Genomic DNA, 15,039 nt, shown 5'->3' with positions numbered 1-15,039 from the left:
ATTGAGGTCATGATGATGGGAGCATTTGGTGAAAAAGAGATAGAGCGGATTATCCAGGAATCGGTACCGGGAAAACAAGTGACGATTGCCCATGTCATTGCTTCCCCCATGCCGGATATATATGAACGGTTGGGGATAGATGAAAAAGGAGCAATCGGAATTCTTACGCTAACACCTTACGAGACGGCCATCATTGCCGCAGATATTGCCACAAAGACGGCTGATGTGGAAATTGGATTTCTTGACCGTTTTACGGGCTCGGTTGTAATTAGCGGTGATGTGCAAAGTGTCGAAACTGCTCTCGAAGCAGTAAATGATACGTTGAAAAATATGCTGGGTTTTGTGGCAACCCCAATAACACGGACATGAGAAAAAAACGAATCATGGTCATCGGACCAACTAATTGCGGAAAGACCACTTTGGTTCATGCCTTAAATGATGAGGATGGACCTATTCGAAAAACACAGAATTTAATTTATGGAAAGAATACCATTGATGTTCCGGGTTCTTATATTGAAAATACTTGGATGTACAAATATTTAATATCAGCCGTACAGGATGCATCACATGTTTTGATATTAGTTGATCAATCAAAAATCGCCGATGTTTATTCACCCGGTTTTGCAAAAGTATTTCGGTGTCCTGTTATTGGTGTGATTACAAAAATTGATTTAATGCCGGAAAATGAGGACTTGTGCATTCGCCAACTTAAGAAAATTGGAGCTGCAGACCCTTATTTTAAAATCAGCGTACCGAGTGGTGAAGGTATTAGCGCATTAAAAGAATTTCTATTTGAAAAGAAAGTTAGGTAATGAAAATGAAATTTATTACCGAAAGTTACTTGCGGGATTTATATAAAAAAGAACCCTTTACTGCTTATGAACTAGGAGCGAAAGCAAGACTTACACCTGGAGGACGCCAGTTTCTTACGGATCGCGGAATCAAAATGGTAGATTCCAGCGATAACAAGAAAACTGGAAGTACTAAGCAACAAACTGAAGAGTCTGAGAGCAAGAATAATTGGAAAAATCTGCAGTTTCAAAGCAAGATGAAGTCAATAGAAGCATTGTTTCTTCTAACAGGAGAAGAGCTGCTGAGGAAAGATGTTTGTTTGGCACATATGGTAGTAAAGCTCTATAAACAATTCTCTGCTTTAAAAAATGCAGTGAAGAACCATAGTCCTGTCGAAAACCTTAGCTGCAATGAATGTGCAGGGATTAACGAAAATAATTTTTCTAGTAATTTAGGAGATTGTTTTGAAATCACAGATTTTCACATGCAGCTCGAAAAGGGCAGGGAGATCGTTATATTACATCGACTTCGCTGTGCTCTGCAGGAAATGGAACCGCTAATGCTGGAACTTTGTGACAGCAGTAATGAAGAGCAAATCTGGTATGAAGAAATGATTGGTAAGGTTAATCAGATTATTAACTGTCTTTCGCAATTAATTCACTCAGCGGTAGGAGGGGGAAAATGTCAAAGAATAAATTGACTTTTGAATACTGTGATCAACTTGTAAAAGATTTTGAAAAAGCAGTCGAACATCCTATTGTGGGTAAATCTTCTGTTTACTATACAGGAGTCGATTTAGGAACAGCATTTGTTGTTTTAGCTGTATTGGATGAAAACTATAAGCCAGTTGCGGGAGCTTACCGGTATGCAGATGTCGTTCGCGACGGTATGGTAGTAGATTACATCGGTGCGATTAATATAGTTAGAGAATTGAAGCAGGAGCTTGAGGAGAAATTAGGAACTGAATTGCTGTATGCAGCTGCTGCTATTCCACCTGGAACAGATGCATTGGATTCAGGAGCAGTAAAGAATGTTGTTCAAGCAGCAGGCTTTGAATTAACCAACTTACTGGATGAATCTACTGCTGCGAATGGCGTCCTCAAAATGGAAAACGGTGCCGTTGTAGACATAGGTGGAGGCACGACAGGTATTTCGATTCTGAAGGATGGAAAAGTGGTTTATGTGGCAGATGATCCTACAGGCGGAACTCACTTTTCACTAGTAATTTCCGGTGCATACAAACTGCCATTTGCAGATGCAGAAAAGTATAAACGTGATCCAATGAATCACAAAGAATTGCTGCCGGTACTAAAGCCTGTCGTTGAAAAAATTTCATCCATTATCAATAGACATATTAAAGATTATGACGTAAAGGAAATATCTTTGGTTGGGGGAACCTGTTGCTTAAGTGGGATTGAAGAAATAATTGAGAAGAAGACAGGAATATATACGCATAAGCCGCAAAATCCAATGTTTGTTACTCCTTTAGGAATTGCACTTAGCTGCGGGCAGAAAATTATAGAATAGGCGGGGGGCAAATATGGAATTTCGAATAATTAAATCTCCGTCTGAGGGTACAATCGATATTCTTATGCGGCGCATAGGGCTTGGGACAAATAAAAAAATGGATTGCTCTGATGCGGTTGGTCTGGTGCAGGGGAGAATGATTGAAATGATTTATGCAGCAGATATAGCCGAAAAGGCAGTTGGTGTTACGGTTGCCGATGTTAGAGGCAGCTGTCCTCAGAACATGATTTTAATCGCCATTTTTGGTGATACAGCATCTGTTGAAGCAGCAATGCAACAGATTAAACGCAAGTCGGAAGAAGGCATAGTCATATGATAACGGCAAAACTGATTGATACGGTATGGGCAACAAGAAAGGCTGAATCACTTAACGGGTTAAAGTTTATGCTTGCAGAAGTAATTGGGGGCAGCAATGAGGGACAGCGCCTGATTGTTGTAGACATCATAAGTGCAGGTATAGGAGATAGGGTTATTATTACTACTGGCTCATCGGCTCGCAGGATGCTTGGTGATGATTCGATTCCGGTTGATGCGTGTGTTGTCGGTATCATAGATGAAGATTGTAAGTTTAAGTGATTAGGGTGATGGAAAATTGAGTCTTCTAGAAATGGTCAAAGAAGCTGGTATTGTTGGTGCAGGAGGGGCAGGCTTCCCTACTCATGTGAAACTAGAAGCAAAGGCAGAATATATACTTCTTAACGGTGCTGAATGTGAACCACTATTAAGAGTGGATCAGCAATTGATGGAGCTCTTTCCAGATGAAATCATTAAAGGGTTTGAAGCTGCTAGAAAGCTTGTGGGCGCAAATAAAGCACTGATAGGTATTAAAGGAAAACATAAAAAAGTGGTTTCCATTCTGAAAGAGCGAATTGAAGCACTTCAGGTGGGCGGCTTCGTTGAGGTAAAAGAACTGGAGGATGCGTATCCGGCAGGTGACGAACAGATTTTGGTGTACGAACTGACGGGTAGAGTGGTTCCAGAGGCAGGCATTCCCATTCAAGTTGGATGTGTAGTCATAAATTCAGAAACTGCCTTAAACATTTACCAGGCCTCCATGAATGTGCCAGTTACAGAAAAATTTATCACTGTTGCCGGTGATATCCCTAACCGCTTAACTGTAAAGGTTCCAGTGGGGACACCGATTATCGATGTGTTAAAGCTAAGCGGTTTACAGAGTTTTGATGACTATGCCGTTATTGATGGTGGCCCAATGATGGGACCTATCATGAGCAATTTAAATGGATTTGTTACAAAGAAAACAAAGGGGTTAATTATATTAAAAAAGCAACATTATCTGATTAGAAGAAAAACGACTAGTATGGAACAGGCAAGGAGAGTAAATAAGGCCTGTGAGCAATGTCGTATGTGTACCGACATGTGTCCGCGTTATTTGCTGGGGCACAACTTACAGCCGCATAAGATGATGAGAGTAACAAACTATGCATTGGATGCTGTCGAGGAACAAAAGAGTGCCTATCTTTGCTCCCAGTGCAATTTATGTGAATTATTCTCATGTCCGATTGGACTTTATCCGAAGTCAAACAATCTCTATATTAAACAGAAATTAATGGATAAAAATATTCGCTTTCAGTCGGCGCAGCCAGCATTCAATGCCCGCAAAAACCGTGAATATCGTTTAGTCCCTAGTAAGCGTCTTATTGCCAAATTGGGTTTGTATCATTTTGACCAACCGGCTCCAATGACAGAGATTACTCTAAATCCAGAGATTGTTTATGTTAAAAAAAGCCAGCATGTAGGGGCTCCTGCTATACCAGTTGTTTCAGTTGGTGATCATGTAAGCGCCGGGCAGCTGATTGGAAAAATTCCTGAAAACAGTTTAGGGGCTGCCATTCATGCAAGCATTTCTGGAACGGTTGTAGAAACAGAAAATGATTTTATTGCAATAAGGAGGGACTAAAATGGCGAATGCGATAGGAGTAGTAGAATTTACAAGCATTGCCCGTGGTATTTTCGCAGCAGATCAGATGGTAAAGATTTCTGATGTGGAAATCGTTACAGCTAGTTCTACTTGCCCTGGGAAGTATATTGCTATTGTTCATGGTGATGTTGCGGCAGTTCAGGATTCAGTAGGAATAGGTGAAAGGCTGGCGGAAGAATATTTTGTTGATTCTCTCATTATCCCTAATGTTAGTCCTGCAGTATTTCCCGCCATTGCAGGAACCACAATGCCTGATAGAATTCAGGCGTTGGGAATAATAGAGTCTTTCTCCTTAGCAACGATGATCTTAGCTGCGGATGCCATTCTTAAAACTGCTAATGTCCAAGCACTTGAACTTCGTTTAGGGAATGGACTGGGAGGAAAGGCATTCTTCACTTTTACCGGTGATGTGGCTGCCGTTAAAACAAGTATGGAAGCGGGAAAAGGAATCGCTGAAGAAAAAGGTTTGCTCGTAAATGCAGAGGTTATCGCATCGGTATCCGACAGACTGATCCCATGTTTATACTAAACTCTTTTATCTCACACTGAGAGGAGGTGAAGGGATGAAGAAATTGATATCCGTAAAAGATGTTGAAGCTTTTAAGAAACAAGAACAGAAAGTAGTGATTATTGATAGCAATACGATTATTACTCCTGCAGCTAAGGATGAAGCTATCGTTAGCGGAATAGAGTTTTCTTTTAAGAATAATAGCTTTGAGGTGAAACCTTCTGAACCAGTAAATCCCTGTGGCGGTGAAATAGACAGTAATATGATCTACACTGTGCTCAAAGCAATGGTAGATAAAGGACTTCTAAAAGGATTGTTTGATACCTTCCATACTGAACCATATCTTGCTGAACACGGTGATGGAGGATTAAAGGTAGTTCGTGGTAATTCGGTAAAGTTTGATGCATTTGATACAGGAAACCCAAACAATAAAGTTTTTTATCAAGAATTAATTAGTAAAAATGACTCTTCCATGAGTGCCGGATTTTTAACGATAGAAAAATCCAATTTTGAATGGGAACTAAGCTATGAGGAAATTGATTATATCATTGAAGGCACTTTAACAATCACCATTAATGGAAAAACCTTTACTGCATATCCTGGAGATGTGATTTATGTACCGTCAGGCTCTAAGGTAATTTGGGGTTCTCCTGATAAGGCTAAACTATTCTATACTACATATCCTGCCAATTGGGCTGACCTTATGTAGAGTTAAGGAGAGGGGAAAATGCAAGCACTTGGGTTAATTGAAACAAGAGGACTCCTTGCAGCTGTTGAGAGTGCAGATGTAATGCTTAAGGCGGCAGAAGTTACCCTTGTTGAAAAGACCTATGTCGGAGGCGGTCTTGTTTCAATCGCTGTAACCGGTGATGTAGGCGCCGTTACAGCAGCTGTTGAAGCTGGCACAGCCGCAGTGAGACAAATAAATAGTGAATTGCTAGTTTCTAAGCATGTCATTCCCCGTCCTCACGAGGAATTGGATGACATGATTGGGTCAGTAAAACCACTGGAGGTTGCTAAACTACAAACTTTGAAGTCTATAAAAGTGGAACCTAAAGAAGAAACTTCAGTAGTTGAAGACAAAAGAACGATTTCAATTGAACTAGATTCTGAAGAAATCAATAAATTTATGCTGGATCAAAAGGTTCTTGATCATGGTTTAGAAGAAGTCCTTGAGCTTCTGAACAGCTTTAAAGTGACCAAGCTTCGAAATCTAGCTCGTGAATATGAACAGTTAGGGATTGCCGGAAGAATGATTTCCAAGGCAGATAAGAAAACGTTGCTTACAGAGTTTAATGACTATTATAGCAACAAAAAATTAGATGAATAGACAGAAGGGAGTAATCATCTAATGGAGAATTTTGATTATGATTTACGATCTATACAAGAAGTAAGAGACCTCGCCCGTATGGGTAAGGCTGCGGCTGATCAGATTGCTGAATATACGGAAGAACAAATTGATAGAATCTTACGCAATATGGTAAAAGTGGCTACGGAAAATGCAGTTCTTCTTGCCAAAATGGCTGTGGAAGAGACTGGTTTTGGTAAAGTTGCCGATAAGACCTATAAAAATCATTTGGCTTCTACTATTTTGTATAAATCAATAAAAGATATGAAAACCATTGGTGTGATTCATGAAAACGAAGCAGAGAAAGTAATGGATGTTGCAGAGCCGGTTGGTTTGATTATGGGGATTATCCCATCGACAAACCCGACCTCAACAGCTATTTATAAATCAATGATTGCCATTAAATCCCGTAATGCCATTGTATTTTCTCCGCATCCATCTGCGGCCAAATGTACTTTGAAGGCTGCAGAACTTATGAACAAAGCGGCTGAAGAGGCGGGGGGTCCTGCCAACATAGTAGGTTGCATTTCAATGCCTACAATGGGTGCAACAAATGAGTTGATGAAAAGCAAAGAAGTGAAGATGATTATTGCAACCGGAGGACCTGGCCTTGTGAAAGCCTCATACAGTGCAGGTAAACCTGCATTAGGGGTTGGCGCTGGAAACTGTCCGTCTTATATTGAGAGAACTGCCAATGTTAAGCAAGCTGTAACGAATATTTTAGCCAGTAAAACCTTTGATTATGGCACCATTTGCGCATCTGAGCAGTCCATGGTAGTGGAAGAATGTAACCGGGATCAAATAATCGCTGAACTTAAACAGCAAGGCGGCTATTTTATGAGTCCGGAAGAAACAGCAAAAGTCTGCGGATTGTTGTTTAAAAATGGCCATGCCATGAATGCCAAGTTTGTTGGAAGATCGCCGCAGGTTATTGCAGCCGCAGCAGGGTTTTCCATTCCGGAAGGAACAAAGGTTTTGATTGGGGAACAGCAAGGTGTAGGTCCTGATTATCCATTATCCTTTGAAAAGCTGACAACCGTACTCGCTTTTTATACAGTGAAAGATTGGCAAGAAGCTTGCGAACTTTGCATTAAGCTGCTTCAGAACGGTATTGGCCACAGTATGAGCATTCATACTGAGAGTAGAGATATGGTGATGAAATTTGCTAAGAAACCGGCGGCCCGTATTTTAGTGAATACAGGCAGTACTCAAGGGGCTACTGGAGGAAGCACTGGACTAATGCCTTCATTTACATTAGGATGCGGAACTTGGGGCGGAAGCTCTGTTTCTGAAAATGTTAGCCCGGTTCATTTGATTAATGTTAAGAGAGTGGCTTACGGATTGAGAGATTGCAGCACATTAGCATCTTCAGATCCGACGTTCAACTATCCCGAGCTTACATGCAATAGCTGTGATAGCCAAAATGGTATAGGAAGTGGCAATGAAAATACTTCTTCATTAACATCGATGTTAAACGGCTCTAATAATGAACAGCTTTTAAAGCTAATCAATGAGTTAGTCGATGCAATGAAGAGGGGGTAAGCAGAAATGGACAAACATGAGGATGTACTGAAACTTTTGATCGAGGCGTTACAAGCGAATCTCACTCCAACAGAAGTTAAAAAGGATACATATGAAATTCCGGTTGGAGTTTCGAATCGGCATATCCATCTATCCCAAGAAGATGTAAACCGTCTGTTTGGAGAAGGCTATCAGATGACGAAGCTTAAAGACTTGTTACAGCCTGGACAATATGCATGTAAGGAAACAGTAACCATTTGCGGACCTAAAGGTGCCATTGAAAAGGTAAGAATTCTTGGCCCAGTACGTAGTAAGACACAGGTGGAAATTCTTGAAGGAGATGGCTTTAAGCTTGGTCGAGGAACTCAGACAAGAATGTCAGGCGATTTACAAGGGACACCTGGAATCACCCTAATTGGTCCAAAGGGCTCTGTTCAGATAAACGAAGGTCTAATTGTTGCACAAAGGCATATACACATGGGACCAGAAGATGCAAAGCATTTCGGTGTTCACGATGGACAGATCGTGTCAATCGAAATTAATGGTCCACGCGGTGGCATTCTCAACAATGTTGCAATAAGAGCAAATGATGCCTCTATACTCGAATGCCATATTGACATTGAAGAAGCAAATGCTATGGGTGTTAATTCGTCAACAAAAATAAAATTAATAAAATAATCATTTAGGAGGTACGAAAAATGAAATATGATGCATTAGGAATGATTGAAACAAAAGGTTTAGTTGGAGCAATTGAGGCTGCAGATGCAATGGTTAAAGCAGCAAATGTAAACCTTGTGGGTAAAGAACTTGTTGGTGGCGGTCTAGTAACTGTGATGGTAAGAGGGGATGTAGGTGCTGTAAAGGCAGCAACTGACGCTGGAGCCGCTGCAGCACAGCGTGTAGGTGAACTAATCTCCGTTCACGTAATCCCACGTCCACATGCTGAGGTTGAAACGGTTCTTCCTGCAAGCAGTGCAGCAAAGGAATAATTAAATTTACAAAACATTGAGTTGACTTTCCCCCTGAACGGAAGAGGATCACCTCTTCCCGTTCCGTTATTACTTTTAAAAATAAACTTTGGAGGTATGAAAAATGAAATATGATGCATTAGGAATGATTGAAACAAGGGGTTTAGTTGGAGCAATTGAGGCTGCAGATGCAATGGTAAAAGCAGCAAATGTTTATCTCATTGGTAAAGAACATGTTGGCGGCGGTCTTGTAACCGTAATGGTAAGAGGGGACGTAGGTGCTGTAAAGGCAGCAACTGACGCTGGAGCAGCTGCAGCTGAACGTGTAGGTGAACTGATTTCAGTTCATGTGATACCACGTCCACACGCTGAAGTTGAAAGTGTTCTTCCAACAAGTAGAGTAGGAGCGGAAGCTGTAAAATAAGAGTATTGAAATGATTTTCACTGAACGGTAGAGGATAAACCTCTGCCGTTCATTCATTTTTGTCTAAGTGCCAGTGAAACTCCAAAAATGTCAAATATCTAGCTAGCAAAAAAAGCCTCACAAGGAGGCTAATAATATTATTGTTTCGATTTATTGAAGAGATATTAAGGTCATTTGTTGACCCCTATTTCCTTCAAGTGTTAATGTTACTTGTTTCCCTTGATGTTTATATAATTCATTTAACATGTTACCTGATGCTTTTGCAGCATAAGTGCTTCCATCAGACGTGATAAAACGAAAGGTTCCTTGCGAGTCTACCCCTCCTAGTTGAGCTACTACTTGTATTTGATTAGTAGTAGATGCAGGTGTGGTAGGGACTTTGATTGTTTGTCCAATTTTCAACTTTGATGGGTCTACTGTTGGATTTAGTGCTTGAATAGATGAGACAGAGACACCTAATGCTTTACTGATTTTTGTAATAGTATCACCGCTCTTTATCACATACACAGATGAACTTGTTATTGTACTGTCGTTTTTTAATGGCTCATTGTTTGTAGGTTTGTTATTAGTTAAAAATGCTTCACTAACAAATGCTGTTTTGCCATTGAACTGAATCTGAGCCCAACCATTCATAGTTGATGTTACAGATACGCTACTGTTTAATTTTAATGAACCTAATACAGCACTGCTCATAGAAGCCTTTTCTCTAACTCGCAACGATGACGTAGTTACATACATTGTTTTTACTTGAGATTTAGCTATTGTAGTAGGGTGGCTTGGTGTTGGTGAACCTACTTGTTTTGGTGCAAGATAATCAGCACTCACAAAACAAACTTGCCCGTTAATTAGAATGCCAGCCCATCCGTTTTCTATGTATGCAACTTTAACAATATCCCCTTTTTTATATTTTGCTATAATGCTACTTTTAGTGTTTGGATTTAACCGAACATTTAGTATTGAGGCAGTAACTGTTCTGTCTTCTACTTTTGGTAGTAGAATTTTTTTTCCGTCAATAGAAGTTAGCCCATTAGCATGTAATATTTCTTGTGGGGTTACACCATGTTCCTTAGCGATATTTTCAATTTTTTCACCATTTTTCACCTGATATGTGTATTCTTGAAGAAATGCTGCATTCGCAGTGCTTGTAAGATAGCCGCCAATAACAACGGTAAAAATACCAGTCACGATAAGTTTTTTTACTGGATTTCTTTGAATCCATTGATGAACATGTGAAACGTATGTATTCCAATTTTCACGAATATCTTTCAGGAATCCTTTGACATCTATTACATTTCGAATATCAAAATGATTAACGCCTTTATAATAGTCGCGTTTTTCCATCCTTGAAGTAAAAACTGGTACACTCTTTGATTGCTTGCTTTTTCCGTAAGTTTCTTTCCTACTAAGTGTTAATTCATCATTTACAAATAATTCTTTTGTCATAATAATCTTTTCCTATTCCTTCATTAAAATTTTTAATAATACGATTACCATCAAGAATATAATTATACTGCAAACTTGTAGTTGACACTTAAATCGTTCTTTTTTACTAGATGCAAGCTAACACCATAATCCCCCCCCATTTGTACTATTCGGTCTTTTGTATGTTTTTTTGTCCATATTTGTTATAAAAAGTCGAAATTAGATTGTTTTGGACTAATTTCCATATCCAAAATGAAGGAATTCCCTATGACTGTAGTAGTATATAAAGAAATAAAAATGCATTAATGTAAATTATTAAATATTAGAGATATCATATTTAAATTTTGCAGTTATAAAAAATATGATAGGCTTTAATTTTTATGAGATAGAATATTTAAAATAATGGAGAAAGTAGAAATTAGTTAGAGTAAATAATAATGAAGAGAAGATAGAAGAATTTAGAGCCAGCTTAAGTATGGAAAATTCTTTATAAAAAAATATGATGAAAAAAGTAAGATAATGGGATATATTTAAAGGATGTTCATAGAAATATGATTTCTAAAAAACGTATACTGAAATTTATTTATTAATCTGTCATATATATATATATTGAACGGAGGAGAAAGCTTGGACACTGTAGAAATTGTATCCACGATCGTTTTAATTTTAAACATATTATTAGCTATCGTATTGATATTTTTTGAAAGAAGAAATCCATCGACTACATGGGCTTGGTTATTGATTATTATGATTATTCCAGTTGGAGGATTTTTAATCTATTTATTATTTGGAAGGAACATGAGTAGGCAGAAGATTTTTAATAAGAAGATTTTAACTGATGGAACTAAAAAGAGATTTTTAGAGCATGTTAGGGAAGAGTACAAATATGATTTATCATCATATGAGCATAGAGATTTAATTATGATGAATTATAAGCATTCAGGTGCAATGTACACACAAAATAATGATTTAACTTTATATACTGAAGGAAATGAAAAATTTGATGCTCTTATTAAAGCTTTAGAAAGTGCAAAGAAATTTATTCATATTGAATATTATATATTTCGTCCAGATGATATAGGGAAAAAGATATTAAATATTTTAATGAGTAAAGCTAAAAAAGGTGTTGAGGTAAGGTTTTTATTTGATGCAATGGGGTCACATACCTTAAATACTAAGAAGCATTTACATGAATTGAATAGTGCAGGAGTTGAATATGCAGCTTTTTTTCCAGGGATCCTGCCATTAATAAATAGAAGGGTCAATTTTAGAAATCATAGAAAAATAGTAATAGTAGATGGAGAAATAGGTTTTGTTGGCGGGTTCAATATTGGTGATGAGTATTTAGGTAAAGACAAAAAAGTAGGCTATTGGAGAGATACTCATCTGAAAATTATTGGAGATGCAGTATATTCACTAGAGGAAAGGTTTTTACTAGATTGGAGCCATGCTAAGAATTGTGAGATAAAAGATGTAGCGAAATATTTTCCAAAACAAGAAAACTTCGTGGATAGTAAAATAGGAATGCAAATCGTTACAAGTGGACCAGATCATACAGAACAGTATATAAGAAATGGTTATATAAAAATAATAAATAATGCAAAAGAAAATTTATTTTTACAATCTCCATATTTTGTGCCAGATGATACATTGTTAGAATCCTTAAAGCTTTCAGCATTATCGGGCGTAGATGTGAGAATTATGATACCAGGAAACCCAGATCATAAATTTATGGGTTGGGCTGCTAATTCTTATATAATGGAGCTTTTAAATGTAAATATAAAGGTATATTTATATGAAAGAGGATTTATTCATGCTAAAACGATCATGGCAGATGGCGCTGTATGCAGCATTGGTACAGCCAATATGGACATTAGAAGCTTTAAATTAAACTTTGAGGTTAATAGTTTTATATACAATAGTGAATTTACGAGAGTTCTGGAGGATACCTTTAAAGAGGATATAAAGTATTGTAGAGAAATAACTAAAGAAGAGTTTATAAAAAGACCATTGACTGTGAGAATTATGGAATCCATAATTAGGCTTATTTCACCGATTTTATAGTTCTAAAGCACAATCGACATAAAGAAAGTATCATATTTTAGCAAGAAGTTTTACATTAAAAAAAGCGGGAGAATTTCTCCTGCTTTTTTTATGTTAATTTTATTCCAATGTAAGTAAATACTTAATCAAGGCTTCCTGTTCATTTTTTGAATATCCTGTTGATTTATCAACCCAAAATTCATGACCTTCACCAGTTACGTGAACATCCTTTCGTGGTTGATTCGCTATGATAACTTTTTCTCTCATTTCTTTATCTATTAACGCATACAAGCTGTTTACAGGATCAGGGAGAATACCTTTATCAAGAGTTCCTGGAATACCTAGTTGTGTTTTCAGATTAGGACCAACAGCTACCCCTCCATCATGCAAGTAAGGAGCAGACCAATAAAGACCCAATAAACTCGGTACTTTGTATCCACCTGGTGAAATACCGCTTCCGAATGCCAATTTAATTTGTTCAGGATCCAATTGTTTGGTAGGAACCTTTAATTGCCGTGCATCACCGGAAATTGGCACAGGTGTATCAGGTGAATATATGACTGACGGTACCAAGTAATTCCCAACTTTCTCTAATCCATTAGCCCTTGTTGGCTCCGTTTTAATTTCATTCACAGAAATGATTTTGTTATTGGTATAATACGTTCCAGCATGGCAAGAAATGCATCCTGCACGTTGAAAAACTCTTTCTCCAAGTCCAAATACTTTATCCTCGACTTTTACAGGAGGTTTAGGTGGAACAAGTGTATTTTGGTAGGCCGCCATACCATTATTTTGTTCTCCCACTTTTGTTCCTGGCGAACTTACGAGTAGCCCGTTTGGTGAAATTAGAGAAGGCCTTGGATATGTCGGTAATTTCACGATTTCGTTTATGCCTGGTGCTTCAGGAGTTGGATCGATTTCAGCAAAAAATTGGGATGGTTTTTTTCCACTATTCGGGTCGAAACGGTATTTTGGATTCGCTGCATTTTGAAGAATTGTTCCTATATAAACTTCCTTATCGATTCCTAGCAATGCTGGGCTTGCATCAGCTAGTGTTGTTAAATCTGAACCGAGTATATTAACACCGTTATTGATGACACTTAATCCTTTAAAAGGTCCTGCCATAGCAAAACCACTCCAACTGTATGGGTGATCCCCTAAAGTAAATGAATCTGGGATTTGGGCAGGGTTATTCTTAAAATCATTTGTGATATCAAAGTTTCCCTTTGGCCATTTGATAACACTTTCATCAACCTTTGCTTCAAGCGCCTCAGCGATTGGCAATTTTTCTTCTTTTCCTTCACTTGTCACAACTGATTTACTGCTTTCATTAATAAATTTTTTTATAGATTCAATTTCAGTTCGTGCAAAATAAGCTGTTGTATTGGAACTCAAAGCTAAAAGAAGCCCAAAGTTTGCATCCGTATTTATAGCGCCTTCCATCATCGTTCCGGTTTTCGGATCAACTGTAGCATGACACGCTATACAACTAACTCCCACTTTTGTTTTTCCTTCAGATTCTATAAATGGCACGCCTAAGATTTTATTTGAACCTTTTTCAACATCCAGTCCTGTATCAACTTTTTCTCCCTTTATAAATGTCTTATCACCGATTGTTACCGTTTTTGCCAATTCAACCTTTAAGTTGGTTGTACCTTCTCCATTTAATTCTTTAATCGCTTTTTTCAATTTTTCTACCGTTATTGGTCCATTAACGAAACCTAAAATATCCGTTAAAAAAACTTCATTACCAAAGGTCTCTTCTCGAAAAGCTTGTTTTCCTAATCTCAACAGGTTTTCATCAATTTTAATCGCACCGTTTTTCGGATCTAATAATGCATGTCCTTCCTCTATTTTCATTAACTTTTCAGCCTCTTTTTGAGATATCATGCGACCCCAGAGATCATAAGCTGGTTTATCTATCAACTTCGTATCCTGGGTTTGCGAACATATTTCATCAGATCTCCTAGCTTCTGTGTTTCTTTCTTTTAGTAAACTAATGGTTAAAACAATGGTTATGACACAGGAAACAAAGATGAAAATTGCCCATTTCCCACTTCTCATGCATTTTTTCTCCTTTTGTTATTTCTAAGTTGTTTTCATACATGTCAGGATTTAGTATTTGTTTTTAATTTCAATTTATAAGGGATGTATTATGAATAAATAAAAGATTTACTCAAAGAGAACATACATTATCCCAATCTGGAAATTTTAGTTTTAGGAGCGAAACAAGAAGCTTCTACATTCTTGAAATCAGGCAAAATTCAATTATTGAGGAAACTAGGGGCCTTCTACATTCTTGAAATCAGGCAAAATTCAATTTTACGGGAAACTAGGGGCCTTCTACATTCCTGAAATCAGGCAAAATTCAATTTGTGGGGAAACTAGGGGCCTTCTACATTCAGGAAATCAGGCAAAATTCAATTTTGGGGGAAACTAGGGGCCTTCTACATTCCGGAAATCAGGCAAAATTCAATTTGTGGGGAAACTAGGGGCCTTCTACATTCAGGAAATCAGGCAAAATTCAATATTTGGGGAAACTAGAAG

General features: G+C 37.9%; 17 protein-coding genes. 15 read left to right on the top strand and 2 right to left on the bottom strand.

What is annotated here, in order from left to right:
* Positions 1–9: 9 nt before the first annotated feature.
* The 14 genes from BN1082_RS08490 to eutM (BN1082_RS08425) all read left to right on the top strand — a co-directional run bounded on the left by BN1082_RS08490 (position 10) and on the right by eutM (BN1082_RS08425) (position 9,027).
* Complete coding sequence (locus BN1082_RS08490; RefSeq protein ID WP_425412137.1) at positions 10–369, top strand: BMC domain-containing protein; 360 nt, start codon at positions 10–12, stop codon at positions 367–369.
* Positions 366–812, top strand: a complete 447-nt coding sequence (locus tag BN1082_RS08485; protein WP_090633374.1) for a EutP/PduV family microcompartment system protein — start codon at positions 366–368, stop codon at positions 810–812. Before BN1082_RS08490 ends, BN1082_RS08485 begins: the two co-directional genes overlap by 4 nt.
* Entirely contained in the window at positions 812–1,492 is a 681-nt protein-coding gene (locus BN1082_RS08480) for a cobalamin adenosyltransferase (protein WP_218055144.1), read from the top strand. Before BN1082_RS08485 ends, BN1082_RS08480 begins: the two co-directional genes overlap by 1 nt.
* A complete protein-coding gene (gene eutJ / locus BN1082_RS08475; RefSeq protein ID WP_090633373.1) occupies positions 1,474–2,319 on the top strand; it encodes an ethanolamine utilization protein EutJ in 846 nt (281 codons plus the stop codon). The genes BN1082_RS08480 and eutJ overlap by 19 nt, the downstream gene beginning before the upstream one ends.
* Before the next feature lie 13 nt (positions 2,320–2,332).
* Positions 2,333–2,635, top strand: a complete 303-nt coding sequence (locus tag BN1082_RS08470; RefSeq protein WP_090633371.1) for a BMC domain-containing protein — start codon at positions 2,333–2,335, stop codon at positions 2,633–2,635.
* On the top strand, positions 2,632–2,895 hold the full coding sequence (locus BN1082_RS08465) for a EutN/CcmL family microcompartment protein (protein WP_090633370.1): 264 nt from the start codon (positions 2,632–2,634) through the stop codon (positions 2,893–2,895). Before BN1082_RS08470 ends, BN1082_RS08465 begins: the two co-directional genes overlap by 4 nt.
* 16 nt (positions 2,896–2,911) lie before the next feature.
* Positions 2,912–4,237: a 4Fe-4S dicluster domain-containing protein gene (locus tag BN1082_RS08460; protein ID WP_090633369.1), complete on the top strand. Its 1,326-nt coding sequence runs from the start codon at positions 2,912–2,914 to the stop codon at positions 4,235–4,237.
* Position 4,238: 1 nt separating this feature from the next.
* Positions 4,239–4,787 carry a BMC domain-containing protein gene (locus BN1082_RS08455; RefSeq protein ID WP_090633367.1) on the top strand — a complete coding sequence of 183 codons (549 nt, stop codon included), beginning with the start codon at positions 4,239–4,241 and terminating at the stop codon, positions 4,785–4,787.
* Between the two features lie 34 nt (positions 4,788–4,821).
* Complete coding sequence (locus BN1082_RS08450) at positions 4,822–5,475, top strand: cupin domain-containing protein (RefSeq protein ID WP_090633365.1); 654 nt, start codon at positions 4,822–4,824, stop codon at positions 5,473–5,475.
* 18 nt (positions 5,476–5,493) lie between these two features.
* Positions 5,494–6,096, top strand: a complete 603-nt coding sequence (locus BN1082_RS28860) for a BMC domain-containing protein (protein ID WP_090633363.1) — start codon at positions 5,494–5,496, stop codon at positions 6,094–6,096.
* A gap of 21 nt (positions 6,097–6,117) precedes the next feature.
* Complete coding sequence (locus BN1082_RS08440; RefSeq protein ID WP_090633361.1) at positions 6,118–7,656, top strand: acetaldehyde dehydrogenase (acetylating); 1,539 nt, start codon at positions 6,118–6,120, stop codon at positions 7,654–7,656.
* Between the two features lie 6 nt (positions 7,657–7,662).
* Positions 7,663–8,313, top strand: a complete 651-nt coding sequence (locus BN1082_RS08435) for a phosphate propanoyltransferase (RefSeq protein WP_090633359.1) — start codon at positions 7,663–7,665, stop codon at positions 8,311–8,313.
* 20 nt (positions 8,314–8,333) lie between these two features.
* Positions 8,334–8,624 (top strand): ethanolamine utilization microcompartment protein EutM, encoded by a 291-nt coding sequence (gene eutM / locus BN1082_RS08430; RefSeq protein WP_090633357.1) that lies wholly within the window; start codon positions 8,334–8,336, stop codon positions 8,622–8,624.
* 103 nt (positions 8,625–8,727) lie between these two features.
* A complete protein-coding gene (eutM, locus tag BN1082_RS08425) occupies positions 8,728–9,027 on the top strand; it encodes an ethanolamine utilization microcompartment protein EutM (RefSeq protein ID WP_090633355.1) in 300 nt (99 codons plus the stop codon).
* Positions 9,028–9,177: 150 nt separating this feature from the next.
* Here eutM (BN1082_RS08425) and BN1082_RS08420 read toward each other — a convergent pair whose 3' ends face one another.
* Positions 9,178–10,470, bottom strand: a complete 1,293-nt coding sequence (locus BN1082_RS08420) for an SH3 domain-containing protein (protein WP_090633353.1) — start codon at positions 10,468–10,470, stop codon at positions 9,178–9,180.
* 606 nt (positions 10,471–11,076) lie between these two features.
* On the opposite strand from BN1082_RS08420, the gene cls reads away from it, so the two are divergent.
* Entirely contained in the window at positions 11,077–12,513 is a 1,437-nt protein-coding gene (cls, locus tag BN1082_RS08415; RefSeq protein ID WP_090633351.1) for a cardiolipin synthase, read from the top strand.
* Between the two features lie 99 nt (positions 12,514–12,612).
* On the opposite strand, the gene BN1082_RS08410 is transcribed toward cls, so the two are convergent.
* Positions 12,613–14,556, bottom strand: a complete 1,944-nt coding sequence (locus tag BN1082_RS08410; RefSeq protein ID WP_090633349.1) for an electron transport protein — start codon at positions 14,554–14,556, stop codon at positions 12,613–12,615.
* Between the last annotated feature and the right edge of the window lie 483 nt (positions 14,557–15,039).

It is taken from the genome of Neobacillus massiliamazoniensis, from assembly GCF_001048695.1.
Lineage (GTDB): Bacteria > Bacillota > Bacilli > Bacillales > Cytobacillaceae > Neobacillus > Neobacillus massiliamazoniensis.
This window is presented reverse-complemented; position numbering and strand designations above follow the sequence as displayed.

Coding starts and splice junctions, on each gene's coding strand:
- eutM (WP_090633357.1), top strand. CDS start 8,334: ATGAAATATGATGCATTAGGAATGATTGAAACAAAAGGTTTAGTTGGA.
- BN1082_RS08485 (WP_090633374.1), top strand. CDS start 366: ATGAGAAAAAAACGAATCATGGTCATCGGACCAACTAATTGCGGAAAG.
- BN1082_RS28860 (WP_090633363.1), top strand. CDS start 5,494: ATGCAAGCACTTGGGTTAATTGAAACAAGAGGACTCCTTGCAGCTGTT.
- BN1082_RS08435 (WP_090633359.1), top strand. CDS start 7,663: ATGGACAAACATGAGGATGTACTGAAACTTTTGATCGAGGCGTTACAA.
- BN1082_RS08465 (WP_090633370.1), top strand. CDS start 2,632: ATGATAACGGCAAAACTGATTGATACGGTATGGGCAACAAGAAAGGCT.
- BN1082_RS08455 (WP_090633367.1), top strand. CDS start 4,239: ATGGCGAATGCGATAGGAGTAGTAGAATTTACAAGCATTGCCCGTGGT.
- BN1082_RS08420 (WP_090633353.1), bottom strand. CDS start 10,470: ATGACAAAAGAATTATTTGTAAATGATGAATTAACACTTAGTAGGAAA.
- BN1082_RS08470 (WP_090633371.1), top strand. CDS start 2,333: ATGGAATTTCGAATAATTAAATCTCCGTCTGAGGGTACAATCGATATT.
- eutM (WP_090633355.1), top strand. CDS start 8,728: ATGAAATATGATGCATTAGGAATGATTGAAACAAGGGGTTTAGTTGGA.
- BN1082_RS08410 (WP_090633349.1), bottom strand. CDS start 14,556: ATGAGAAGTGGGAAATGGGCAATTTTCATCTTTGTTTCCTGTGTCATA.
- BN1082_RS08450 (WP_090633365.1), top strand. CDS start 4,822: ATGAAGAAATTGATATCCGTAAAAGATGTTGAAGCTTTTAAGAAACAA.
- BN1082_RS08440 (WP_090633361.1), top strand. CDS start 6,118: ATGGAGAATTTTGATTATGATTTACGATCTATACAAGAAGTAAGAGAC.
- BN1082_RS08490 (WP_425412137.1), top strand. CDS start 10: ATGATGATGGGAGCATTTGGTGAAAAAGAGATAGAGCGGATTATCCAG.
- BN1082_RS08480 (WP_218055144.1), top strand. CDS start 812: ATGAAAATGAAATTTATTACCGAAAGTTACTTGCGGGATTTATATAAA.
- eutJ (WP_090633373.1), top strand. CDS start 1,474: ATGTCAAAGAATAAATTGACTTTTGAATACTGTGATCAACTTGTAAAA.